Annotated in this window: 11 protein-coding genes; 3 read left to right on the top strand and 8 right to left on the bottom strand. The window is 69.4% G+C overall.

Going from position 1 to position 10,590, the window contains the following annotated elements:
- Positions 1–12 precede the first annotated feature (12 nt).
- Entirely contained in the window at positions 13–606 is a 594-nt protein-coding gene (locus PVW48_RS09190; RefSeq protein WP_274581119.1) for a DUF1285 domain-containing protein, read from the top strand.
- 61 nt (positions 607–667) lie between these two features.
- Here the strand turns inward: PVW48_RS09190 and PVW48_RS09185 are convergent, their stop codons facing one another.
- The 5 genes from PVW48_RS09185 to PVW48_RS09165 all read right to left on the bottom strand — a co-directional run bounded on the left by PVW48_RS09185 (position 668) and on the right by PVW48_RS09165 (position 5,874).
- Positions 668–1,204, bottom strand: a complete 537-nt coding sequence (locus tag PVW48_RS09185; RefSeq protein WP_274581118.1) for a pseudouridine synthase — start codon at positions 1,202–1,204, stop codon at positions 668–670.
- A 182-nt stretch (positions 1,205–1,386) separates the two neighbouring features.
- On the bottom strand, positions 1,387–4,185 hold the full coding sequence (polA, locus tag PVW48_RS09180; RefSeq protein WP_274581117.1) for a DNA polymerase I: 2,799 nt from the start codon (positions 4,183–4,185) through the stop codon (positions 1,387–1,389).
- 63 nt (positions 4,186–4,248) lie between these two features.
- The gene (gene trhA / locus PVW48_RS09175; RefSeq protein ID WP_274581116.1) at positions 4,249–4,914 is read right to left on the bottom strand and encodes a PAQR family membrane homeostasis protein TrhA; all 666 of its coding nucleotides are present in this window, start codon (positions 4,912–4,914) and stop codon (positions 4,249–4,251) included.
- Between the two features lie 60 nt (positions 4,915–4,974).
- Complete coding sequence (locus PVW48_RS09170) at positions 4,975–5,661, bottom strand: TIGR02117 family protein (RefSeq protein WP_274581115.1); 687 nt, start codon at positions 5,659–5,661, stop codon at positions 4,975–4,977.
- A gap of 24 nt (positions 5,662–5,685) precedes the next feature.
- Positions 5,686–5,874, bottom strand: a complete 189-nt coding sequence (locus PVW48_RS09165) for a zinc-finger domain-containing protein (RefSeq protein ID WP_274581114.1) — start codon at positions 5,872–5,874, stop codon at positions 5,686–5,688.
- 133 nt (positions 5,875–6,007) lie between these two features.
- Between PVW48_RS09165 and PVW48_RS09160 the strand changes: the two genes are divergently transcribed.
- Complete coding sequence (locus PVW48_RS09160) at positions 6,008–6,973, top strand: ABC transporter ATP-binding protein (protein ID WP_012179574.1); 966 nt, start codon at positions 6,008–6,010, stop codon at positions 6,971–6,973.
- A gap of 54 nt (positions 6,974–7,027) precedes the next feature.
- Here the strand turns inward: PVW48_RS09160 and PVW48_RS09155 are convergent, their stop codons facing one another.
- The gene (locus tag PVW48_RS09155) at positions 7,028–7,795 is read right to left on the bottom strand and encodes an alpha/beta fold hydrolase (protein WP_274581113.1); all 768 of its coding nucleotides are present in this window, start codon (positions 7,793–7,795) and stop codon (positions 7,028–7,030) included.
- Positions 7,796–7,870: 75 nt separating this feature from the next.
- Between PVW48_RS09155 and PVW48_RS09150 the strand changes: the two genes are divergently transcribed.
- Positions 7,871–8,317, top strand: a complete 447-nt coding sequence (locus PVW48_RS09150; protein ID WP_274581112.1) for an NUDIX domain-containing protein — start codon at positions 7,871–7,873, stop codon at positions 8,315–8,317.
- Here PVW48_RS09150 and PVW48_RS09145 read toward each other — a convergent pair.
- Together PVW48_RS09145 and PVW48_RS09140 are read right to left on the bottom strand one after the other, a co-directional pair.
- Positions 8,314–9,162: a DMT family transporter gene (locus PVW48_RS09145; protein ID WP_012179577.1), complete on the bottom strand. Its 849-nt coding sequence runs from the start codon at positions 9,160–9,162 to the stop codon at positions 8,314–8,316. The two genes, PVW48_RS09150 and PVW48_RS09145, sit on opposite strands and share 4 nt — an antisense overlap.
- A 251-nt stretch (positions 9,163–9,413) precedes the next feature.
- A complete protein-coding gene (locus tag PVW48_RS09140; RefSeq protein WP_274581111.1) occupies positions 9,414–10,559 on the bottom strand; it encodes an alpha-D-ribose 1-methylphosphonate 5-triphosphate diphosphatase in 1,146 nt (381 codons plus the stop codon).
- Positions 10,560–10,590 lie beyond the last annotated feature (31 nt).

The following is a 10,590-nucleotide window of genomic DNA, read 5'->3' as shown; positions in this document are numbered from 1 at the left end:
ATGGCAAAAACTATGAGCGGACAAAACATCGTGACCCCCACCGCGGACGGGCTGGCGGCCTCGGCGCGCGCCGCCTCTAAAAAGGGCCCGCCGCCGGTGCATCTGTGGAACCCGCCCTTCTGCGGCGATCTGGATATCCACATCGCCCGCGACGGGACCTGGTTCTACCAGGGCAGCCCGATCGGACGCGCGCCGCTGGTGCGCCTGTTCTCTTCGATCCTGAAGGTCGAGGACGGGAAATTCTACCTCGTCACCCCGGTCGAAAAGGTCGGCATCACCGTAGAGGACGCGCCCTTCGTGGCCACGGATTTCGACGTCACCGACCCCGGCCCGGACCAGGTCATCACCTTCACCACCCATGTGGGCGACACCGCCGACGCGGGCCCCGACAACCCGATCCGGGTCACGCGCCACCCCGAAACCGGGGAGCCCGCACCCTACGTCCATATCCGCCGCGGGCTGGAGGCGCTGATCGACCGCAAGAGCTTCTACCGGCTGGTGGAGATCGGCGAGACCGCCGCGCTCGACGGGACCGACTGGTTCGGCATCCGCTCCGGCGGGCGGTTCTTCCCGATGATCCCGACGGCGGAGCTGGCCGAGGACTGACGCGATTCGTCGCCGCCCGTGCGTGCCACCGCGCCACGGGGCCGAAGTCAGGAGGCCGAAGTCAGGGGGCGATCCGGCGCCACTGCCCCGGGGCCAGTCCGTCGAGGGTCCAATCCCCGATCTGCGTGCGGATCAGGCGCAGGCAGGGCAGGCCCACGGCGGCACACATGCGCCGCACCTGCCGGTTGCGGCCCTCGGTGATGGTCAGGCGCAGCCAGGCATCGGGCACGGTCTTGCGCAGCCGCACGGGCGGGTCGCGCGGCCAGAGCCAGTCCGGCGCCGGAAGCTCGGCGACCTTGGCGGGCCGCGTCGGCCCGTCCTTGAGACTGACCCCCTCGCACAGACGGTTGATCGCGTCTTGGCTCGGGCGGCCTTCCACCAGCGCATAGTAGGTCTTGGACATCTTCGCCCGCGGCTCGGTGATCCGCGCCTGCAGGCGCCCGTCATCGGTCAGCAGCAGCAAGCCCTCGCTATCCCGGTCGAGCCGCCCGGCGGCATAGACGCCCGGCACATCGATCCAGTCCTTCAACCCGCGCCATTTTCCCTCGGGAGTGAATTGCGACAGCACATTCATGGGCTTGTTGAAGGCGATCAGCATGCTCGCAAGTTCCGTGTCCACCGCGCGCGGGTCAAGCGCGTTCGAACGCGCTTGGAAGGGCTTTGCAAAGCCCTTGACCGGCGCTGACCCGACCGTCGCGCCTCCCGGCTGGCGGTGCGCCTCCGGCTGCCGCCGGGCCGCTCAACGGCTTTCGAAAGCCGTTGGCCCGCGCCACCGGCGCCCTAATGCGCCTCCGCCCAGCTTCGCCCCTGGCCCGCATCCACCGTCAGCGGCACATCGAGATGCACCACCGGCGCGGCGGCCCCCTCCATCACCTGGCGCACCGCCGGAATCACCCGGTCCACCGCGTCTTCCTCCACCTCAAAGATCAGCTCGTCATGGACCTGAAGCAGCATCCGCGCCGGCAGGTCGGCAATCGCCGCGGGCATCCGCACCATCGCGCGCCGGATGATGTCCGCCGCCGTTCCCTGGATCGGCGCGTTGATCGCCGCGCGCTTGGCGAACCCCGCCTGGGGCCCCTTCGCGCCGATCTCCGGCGTGTGGATCTTCCGCCCGAACAGGGTCTGCACGTATTTATGCTCCTTCGCGAAGGCGACCGTGTCGTCCATATAGGCCCGGATGCCGGGGAATCGCTCGAAATAGGTGTCGATGAAGGCCTGCGCCTCGGCCCGCGGGATCCGCAGATTCCGCGCGAGGCCAAAGCCCGAGATCCCGTAGATCACCCCGAAATTGATCGCCTTGGCCTGGCGCCGCACCTCCGGCGTCATCTCGTCCAGCGGCACATCGAACATCTCCGACGCGGTCATCGCATGAATGTCCAGCCCGTCCCGGAACGCGGTCTTGAGCGCGTCGATCCCGGCGATATGGGCGAGGATGCGCAGCTCGATCTGGCTGTAGTCGAGCGACACGAGCACATGCCCCGGCTCCGCCACGAAGGCCTCGCGAATGCGCCGCCCCTCCTCGGAGCGCACGGGGATGTTCTGCAGGTTCGGATCGGTCGAAGCCAATCGCCCCGTATTCGCCCCGGCAATCGAGTAGGACGTATGCACCCGCCCGGTCTCGGGGTTGATATGATCCTGCAAGGCGTCCGTGTAGGTCGATTTCAACTTCGACAGCTGCCGCCAATCCAGCACCCGGCGCGGCAGGTCATGCTCTGTCGCCAGATCCTCCAGCACATCCGCCGGGGTCGAATACTTGCCCGACTTGCCGGTCTTGCCCCCCTCGAACCCCATCTTCTCGAACAGGATCTCGCCCAATTGCGCCGGACTGCCCACGTTGAAACTCTCCCCCGCCAGCTCGTGGATCTCCGCCTCCAGCCCGGCCATCTTCTGCGCGAACGCATTCGACATCCGGCTCAGCGTGTCGCGATCGACCTTGATCCCGCGCATCTCCATCTCGGCCAGAACCGGCACCATGGGCCGCTCCATCCACTCGTAGACGCGGGTGACCTGCGCCAGGTGCAGGCGCGGCTTCAACCGCTGCCACAGACGCAGCGTGATTTCCGCATCCTCGGCGGCGTATTTCGTCGCCTCCTCGATGGGCACGAAATCGAAGGTGATCGCGGATTTGCCGGTGCCCAGCAGGGTCTTGATCGGGATCGGCGTGTGGTCGAGATAGCGCTCCGACAGCGCGTCCATCCCGTGCCCGTGCAACCCGGCATGGAGCGCGTAGCTCAGCAGCATCGTGTCGTCGATGGGCGCCACCGTGATCCCGTTCCGGGCGAGGATCTTGGCATCGTATTTCATGTTCTGCCCGATCTTCAGGACCGCAGGGTCCTCCAGCACGGGCTTGAGAATCCCAAGCGCGGTCTCGAAATCCAGCTGCCCCTCGGCCAGCTTCGCCTCCCCGCCGAACAGGTCGTCGGCCCCGCCACCGTCCTTGTGCGCCAGCGGCAGGTAGGCCGCGCGCCCCGGCTCCACGCAGAGCGACACGCCCACCAGATCCGCGCGCATCTCGTTGAGGCCCGTGGTCTCGGTGTCCACCGCCACCACCCCGCGCGCATGGATCGCGTCGATCCAGCTTTGCAGGGTTTCCGCGTCGCGGATGGTGACATGCTCCGACGCGCTCAGGGGGGGGTGCTCCTCCGCCTCTGGCGAGGCCGTCGTCGCTGCGGGCTCCGCCACGGCGGGCGCCTCCACCCCCAGGGCGGACGAAATCCGCTTGGTCAGGGTGCGGAATTCCATCTCGGCCAGAAAACCGAGCAGGGTCTCCGGCTCCGGATCGCGCACCTCAAGGTCCTCGATGGTGAAATCCAGCTCCATGTCGCAATCGAGCTGCACCAGCCGCTTCGACAGCTCGATCTGGGCGCGATGCTCGATCAGGGTCTGGCGGCGCTTGGGCTGCTTGATCTCCCCGGCCCGGTCCAGAAGCTCCTCGAGCGAGCCATACTCGTTGATCAGCAACGCCGCGGTCTTGATCCCGATCCCCGGTGCGCCGGGCACGTTGTCCACCGAATCCCCGGCCAGCGCCTGCACATCGACCACCCGGTCGGGGCCCACGCCGAATTTCTCGAACACCCCGTCCACGTCGATGGTCTTGTTCTTCATCGCATCCAGCATCTCGACCCCGCCGCCGACCAGCTGCATCAGGTCCTTGTCGGAGCTGATGATCGTGCAGCGCCCGCCGGCCTCGCGCGCCTGGCAGGCCAGCGTCGCGATGATATCGTCCGCCTCGAACCCCTCCATCTCCTTGCAGGCGATGTTGAACGCCTCGGTCGCGGTCCGGGTCAGGGGGATCTGCGGGCGCAGGTCCTCGGGCATCGCCTCGCGGTTGGCCTTGTACTGGTCGTAAAGATCATTGCGAAAGGTATGGCTGCCCTTGTCGAAGATCACCGCCACATGGGTCACATCGCCCCCAGCGTTCCCTTCGACATAGCGCTGCAGCATGTTGCAGAAGCCCGACACCGCCCCGATGGGCAGCCCGTCGGACTTCCGCGTCAGCGGCGGCAACGCGTGATAGGCGCGGAAAATGAACGCCGATCCGTCGATCAGATGCAGGTGATGTCCCTTGCCGAATGCCATGCCTTGCCCCCTCGTCGCACTACGTGGACAGCGATATAGTCTTGCCGCGGGATTGGCGAGGGGTCAGGTGACCGGGGCGGCGGTCTGGACCATGTGGACGAAGATCGCGATGAAGTAGAGCACACTCGCCACCACCACGAAGCCGTGCCAGATCGTGTTGTGATAGGGCATCCGCTTGGCCAGCAGGAAAGGCACTCCGACCGAATAGAGCACCCCGCCCACCGCCATCAGAACGATCACCGGCATCGACAGGGTCGCCAGCAGGGTCTGCCCCCCGACCACGATCGCCCAGCCCAGCACGAGGCACAGAACCGCGCAGGGCAGCACCGAGCCGCGCCCGCGCAGGGCGGCGAGGACAACGCCGAGCGCCGCCCCGCTCCAGATCGCGGTCAGCAAGCCGAACCCGGTGCCCGAGATCAGGGCAAAGGGCGTGTAAGTCCCTGCGATCTTGACGAAAATCGCACTCTGGTCGAGCGTGCGCAGGCGCATCACGCAGTCCGAACAGCGCACGTGGTTGTACAGGTACGAACACAGCAGCATCACGATCAGGCTGCCGCCATAAACCGCCAGACCGGTGACCGGCCCCGCCCCCAGCTGCCACACCGCGCCCAGGGTGATCAGCACCGGCACCGCCGCCAGCGCCGCGCCCAGCGCGCCCAGATGAACCGCCGCGTCGCTGAGAACCTCGGCGCGGGAATAGGGGCGTTCTGGGTCGTGAAAATGCGTCATGAAAGCCAAGATAGCACGATTTCGCACCAGGTCCGCGCTTGACCAAACGGCAATCTGCCCTCAGCGCAGGTGCAGAACGTGGGACAAGCGCACCGCGTAAGGCGTCGGCGTCCAGATGCCGAAGCGTTGGCCCGCGGCGCGCAGCATGGTGCCGACCCAGGTGTTGCAGGTCCGCAGGGCATTGAACCGCCCCTCCGCCGCAAAGAACCACCCGGACCGCCCCGGCTTTGGCCCCGCGACCAGCCCCGGTGCGCTGCCCGGTCTGGTCGCGAAGTTGCCGCGGATCGCCGCCAGGAGCCGCGCATATTCCGGCCCGCTCACCCGGACCTCGCGCCACCGCGCGCCCCAGTCCACCGGCCCGTAAAGGCCCACGCGCAGCACCGACGCATCCCCGGTCACTGCCCGGAAGAGCGCCGCCGCCGAGACATCGCGCCAGGTGCCCACGGTGGTGTAGAACGCCTCCGACCCCCAACCGACGACCATCCAGGCGAGTTCCGGCGCGTCCACCGGCACGCCCGCCGCGGCCAGGGGCGCGAAGGCTTGCCGTGTCTCGGACGTCATCGGCAGGACGAAGTCATAATGGATCGGCCCGCCGATCAATCCGATCGTCACTTCCGGGCCGCGCGTCGCGGCGGGGCTGTCGTCCGGGTCGGGTCCGGCGGGCACCAGCGCGCCCAGAAGCGCCGCGCCCAGGTACAGGCCCAGCACCCCGACCGCGCCCACGGCCAGGTGGCGCAGCCCCCTCATCGGGGCTGCGCGGGACCGACCCCGTCAGGCGACGTCGATCTTCCCTTCGAAATCCTTGTGGATGTATCGCGCATCGCAATAAGGGCACTCGACCCAGCCATGCTCCTGCGGGATCTGCAGCCAGACACGCGGATGCCCCAGCGCCCCCTCGCCGCCATCGCAGGCGATCCGCCATTGGGTGACGATCTTGGTCTCGGGGACGGCGGTGGGCATGGGGCGGCTCCATCAAGGGCTGGCATCACAAAGGCTTGCCACGGGGCGCGACCGCCCCTAGGTCGGGCGCATCATACGTCTTGCGCGCGCACGGACAAGCCGCCGCCGCGCAGGGAACGGACGAAGGGACGCCATGTCACAGCCAGACCAGAGCCAAACACGCCCCCCCGCAATCGAGATCACCGGCCTGCGCAAGACCTACCGGGCCGCCAACGGCCAGCCTGCGAAAGAGGCGCTGAAGGGCGTGGACCTGACAATCCCGGCCGGCTCCATCTTCGGGCTGCTGGGCCCGAACGGCGCGGGCAAGTCGACGCTGATCAACATCCTCGCCGGGCTGGTGCGCAAAACCGCCGGACAGGTGCGGATCTGGGGCTTCGACCAGGACGTGAACCCCCGCCAGAGCCGCGCGGCCATCGGCGTGATGCCGCAGGAGCTGAACCTCGACCCGTTCTTCACCCCCCGCGGCGCGCTCGACATGCAAAGCGGGCTCTACGGGGTGCCGCGCTCGGAATGGCGCACCGACGAGATCCTCGCGCTGATCGGGCTGTCGGACAAGGCGGACGCCTATTCCCGGTCGCTGTCGGGCGGGATGCGGCGGCGGCTGCTGCTGGGCAAGGCGCTGGTGCACACCCCCCATGTGCTGGTGCTCGACGAGCCCACCGCCGGCGTGGATATCGAACTGCGCCAGATGCTGTGGCGCAACGTGCGCAAGCTGAACGAACAGGGCATGACGATCATCCTGACCACCCATTACCTCGAAGAAGCCGAACAGATGTGCGACGAGATCGCGATCATCAACCACGGCGCCAAGATCGCCCAGGACAAGACCCCGACCCTGCTCAGCCGACTGGATGCCAAGACGCTGGTGATCTCCCCCGAGGACGGCCATGACGGCACCCTGCCCCGGATCGACGGGGTGCAGGCCGAGGCCCGGCCCGACGGCACCCTGGGCTTCACCTACCGGCGCGGCCAGATCCCGGTGGAGACGATCCTGCAGGCGGTCCATGACGCGGGCATCCGCATCCGCGAACTGGCCACCGAAGAGCCCGACCTCGAAGACGTGTTCCTCGCCCTGACCCACAACGCCCAGGCCGCCTGAGCCGGGTCCAAGACCCTTAAGCAAGGGTCTTGGTAAAATCCTTCGTCAAGGATTTTACTCGCCCAGGGCCTCCAGCCGCGTGCTCAGCTCCGAGGCGTTGAACAGCCGCTGCACCGCCTCGGCATAGTTCATCTCCGGCGCGAAGCGGCCGTTCTCCAGGAAATGCACCGTCTGGGCGATCACCTTGGGGTCGTTCATCATCAGGGTATGGGACACCGGCAGGATAATGTGATCGGCCATCCCCGCCACCTTGGTCCGCGCCACCGTGACCTTGCCGTCATCGGGCCCCGGCAACAGCTGCGAGAAGAGCGGGTTCCAGCTCGACGTGCCCGCGATCACCCCGGTCTCGAACCCCACCGGGCCCAGCCGGTTCGGCAGGCTGTCGGGCCCGGTGCCCAGCTGCCGCCCCGCAGGCCCGTTCACCCACTGGAAGATCGCCCAGTCGCCCAGCGCATCCACCAGCTCCGAGCCCTGGTTCGGCGGCGCCAGCATCACCACCCGGCCCAGGTTCTCCAGGGGCGCCACCGCTGCCTGCGCCCGCACCAGGATCCCGCCCATGGAATGGCTGACCACATGCGCCTTCCGGGGCGCGCAGGCGCCCAGGGCGGCGGGCACAATCTGTGCCGCCAGTTCCTCCACCGTCGCCTCGGTGGACGGATAGGTGGGCGAGACCACCGCATGGCCCAGCCCGCGCAGCACCGCCTCCATCACCGTGAAGGACGCGTCACTCCGCGCCAGCCCGTGCAGCAGCACGACACAGGCCGCCGAGGCCGTTTGCGGCATCAGCAGGCCGAAACACAAAAGAAGCGCACGGAAAGTCATGTCCACACCCTACCCGCCCGTCCGGGCCAAGGCGAGGGGCTTGCCAAGCCCGTTACGCAGCGACACTGTCGGCCCATGCCCGCGCCCTCACCCCGCCTCGCCGCCCGCGCCGTGATCCTGCGCGACAACCGGCTTCTGCTGGTCAATGCCTACCCGGACGGGCGCAGCGACCTGTGGAGCGCCCCGGGCGGCGGCGTGGTCCCCGGCACCTCCCTGCCCGAGAACCTCGCCCGCGAAGTGCACGAAGAAACCGGGCTCCGGATCGCCGTGGGCGCCCCCTGCCTCGTGAACGAGTTCCACGATCCCGCGGGCAGTTTTCACCAGGTGGACATCTATTTCCGCGCCACGATCCTGTCCGGCACCCTCGACGCGGCCTGGCAGGACCCCGAAGGCATCGTGACCGAGCGCCGCTTCGTCACCCGCACGGAACTCGCCCGCCTGCGCGTGAAGCCCGACAGCCTGGCGCAGGTCGCCTGGGGCCAGGGCCTGCTCTACGACCCGCTGGAGCCGATCGTCCGCTAACCGCGCCGCAGGGACAGGGCCACGCCGCCCAGCACCAGCACCGTCGCCAGCACCGAGAGCAGCGTGATCGCCTCGCCCAGCAGGAGCAGCCCGCCCAGGGACGCGATCACCGGCACGGTCAGTTGCGCGACCGCCGCCCGGCTCGCACCCAGCTGCGGCAGCACCGTGTACCACAGGGCATAGCCCAGCCCCGAGGTCACCGCTCCGCAGATCACCGCCAGGACGATCCCCCACAGGCTGATCGCCACCCCGTCGGGCCAGATCGCCACCACCAGCAGGCATAGCGGCAGGGTCAGCACGAAATTCGCCGCCGTGTCCGCCAGGGGCTCGGTGCTGCCCCGCCCGTGCAGCGAATAGATCCCCCAGCCCACCGCCGCGAGGCTCATCAGCGCAAGGCCCAGCGGGTCCGGCCGCCCCACCGCCCCGGGCCACAGCAACAGCGCCAGCCCCGCCAGCGCCAGGCCCGCGCCCAGCCACCGCGTCACCGGGATCGCGTCGCGCGACAGCAGCGCACCCGCGAACATGGTGATCTGCACCCCGCCGAACAGAATGAGCGCCCCCAACCCCGCATCGAGGCTGAGATAGGCATAGGAAAAACCCGCCATGTACAGGGCAAGGCTCCCCACCCCGATCCACCGCCCGGGCTTGCGCAGCCGCAAGGGCCGGGTCCGCATCACCAGCAAGGCCAGCACCAGCGCGCCGGAGCCCAGCCGGATCGCCGCAAAGGCCGCCGGGCCGATCTCCCCCCCGGCCAGGGCCGCGCGGTTGAGCAGGGAATTGGCCGCAAACGCGGTCATGGTGAGCGCGACGAGCAGGAACAGTCGCAAAGGGGAAGCGCCGGTCATGGGCCAGCATGATCACAGGGCCGCGCCCCGCGCAAGACGGCGTCACAACGCCCCAGCCGGACCACAGGTCCGGCCCCCGGGCGACGCCCGCAGGGCGGCGCAATGCCTCGGAGTTTCGATGCCGTGGGACCGCCTGGGGTGCCGGAACTCGAAGCCGCGCAAGGCACCCGCTCGCCAGCATCCCGCCGGACCGCAGGTCCGGCTCCCGGCGACGCCCGAAGGGCGGCGCAAAACCTCCCCCGCGCGGCCGCTCAGCCCAGCAGGCGGTCGGCGAACGCGCCCGCCAGGAAGGACACCGTGCCCCCCGCGAAACTCGCCGCCACCTGCCCGGTCGCGGCCTCCAGCACCGTCAGGTCCGCCCGCGCGCCCGCCACCAGCCGCCCGCGATCCCGCAGCCCGAGGATCTCCGCCGGGCGGGTGCTGACCATGCGCCAGACCTGCGCCAGCTCCGGTCCCGTTCCGCCCGCGAGCAGCAAGGCCGCCGCCCGCACCGATGGGTAGTGATAATCCGAGACCAGCGCATCACAGAGCCCCTCGGCGATCAGGTCCCGGGCCGAGGCATTGCCCGCATGGGACGCCCCGCGCATCACGTTGGGCGCGCCCAGGATCACCGGCTCGCCCGCCGCCCGCGCGGCCCGGGCCGCCTCCGCCGTTTCGGGAAACTCCGCGATGGTGGCGCCCAATGCCCGGGCCTGCGCCCTCGCCGCCGCGCTCCGGTCATCGTGACTGCCCAGCAGCACGCCCTCCGCCCGCAACGCCGCCGCCAACTCCGCCAGCCGCGCGGGCACCTCGGCGCGGCGCGCGTGCAGACCCTGCATCAGCGCCAGATGCGCCTCCGGGTTCCGCCCGCTCTTGAGCGCCTGCCCGGTCAGCCGCGGCGGCCGCCGCCCCTCCGCCAGACGCCGGTGGGGCAGGTGGTCGTTGAACACCACGTAGCCGATCCCCTCGGCCCGCAGAAACGCCTGCACCTCCGCGTAATCGTCGACCAGGTGGGTCTCCAGCCGCAGCTGCATCCGCATCTGCGTGCGCAACACCGGCGCCATGTCCCGCAACGCCGCCGCCAGGGCGCGGGCAAACTCCGGCGCGCGCAGCCCCCCTTCCCAGGACCAGAACTGCGCCAGCACGGCGGTGGTGATCCCCGTCGCCGCCAGCTCCGCATCCAGCGCGCGCAGCCCGTCGGCCATGCTGCGCAACGCGCCGCGACGCGGCGCCAGGTGCCGCTCGAACCCGTCGCCATGCAGATCCACGATCCCCGGCAGCAGCACGAACCCCTTCAGGTCCACGCGCCGCGCGGCCGGGCCCGGCGCGCCCAGGCGTCCGCTCGCCATGGCCAGCCCCGGCAGGGGGCCCTCCACCGGATCGAGGATCAGACCGTTTTCGAAGACAAGCTCCAGCATGGACCGCGTCATGCGCCGGACACCGCCCGAG

Origin of the sequence: Dinoroseobacter sp. PD6 (assembly GCF_028807315.1) — a bacterium.
Classification (GTDB): domain Bacteria; phylum Pseudomonadota; class Alphaproteobacteria; order Rhodobacterales; family Rhodobacteraceae; genus Dinoroseobacter; species Dinoroseobacter shibae.
This window is presented reverse-complemented; position numbering and strand designations above follow the sequence as displayed.

What these genes read in the sequence shown, in the direction of transcription:
- PVW48_RS09190 (WP_274581119.1), top strand. Translation starts at nt 13, where the DNA reads ATGAGCGGACAAAACATCGTGACCCCCACCGCGGACGGGCTGGCGGCC.
- PVW48_RS09185 (WP_274581118.1), bottom strand. Translation starts at nt 1,204, where the DNA reads ATGCTGATCGCCTTCAACAAGCCCATGAATGTGCTGTCGCAATTCACT.
- polA (WP_274581117.1), bottom strand. Translation starts at nt 4,185, where the DNA reads ATGGCATTCGGCAAGGGACATCACCTGCATCTGATCGACGGATCGGCG.
- trhA (WP_274581116.1), bottom strand. Translation starts at nt 4,914, where the DNA reads ATGACGCATTTTCACGACCCAGAACGCCCCTATTCCCGCGCCGAGGTT.
- PVW48_RS09170 (WP_274581115.1), bottom strand. Translation starts at nt 5,661, where the DNA reads ATGAGGGGGCTGCGCCACCTGGCCGTGGGCGCGGTCGGGGTGCTGGGC.
- PVW48_RS09165 (WP_274581114.1), bottom strand. Translation starts at nt 5,874, where the DNA reads ATGCCCACCGCCGTCCCCGAGACCAAGATCGTCACCCAATGGCGGATC.
- PVW48_RS09160 (WP_012179574.1), top strand. Translation starts at nt 6,008, where the DNA reads ATGTCACAGCCAGACCAGAGCCAAACACGCCCCCCCGCAATCGAGATC.
- PVW48_RS09155 (WP_274581113.1), bottom strand. Translation starts at nt 7,795, where the DNA reads ATGACTTTCCGTGCGCTTCTTTTGTGTTTCGGCCTGCTGATGCCGCAA.
- PVW48_RS09150 (WP_274581112.1), top strand. Translation starts at nt 7,871, where the DNA reads ATGCCCGCGCCCTCACCCCGCCTCGCCGCCCGCGCCGTGATCCTGCGC.
- PVW48_RS09145 (WP_012179577.1), bottom strand. Translation starts at nt 9,162, where the DNA reads ATGACCGGCGCTTCCCCTTTGCGACTGTTCCTGCTCGTCGCGCTCACC.
- PVW48_RS09140 (WP_274581111.1), bottom strand. Translation starts at nt 10,559, where the DNA reads ATGCTGGAGCTTGTCTTCGAAAACGGTCTGATCCTCGATCCGGTGGAG.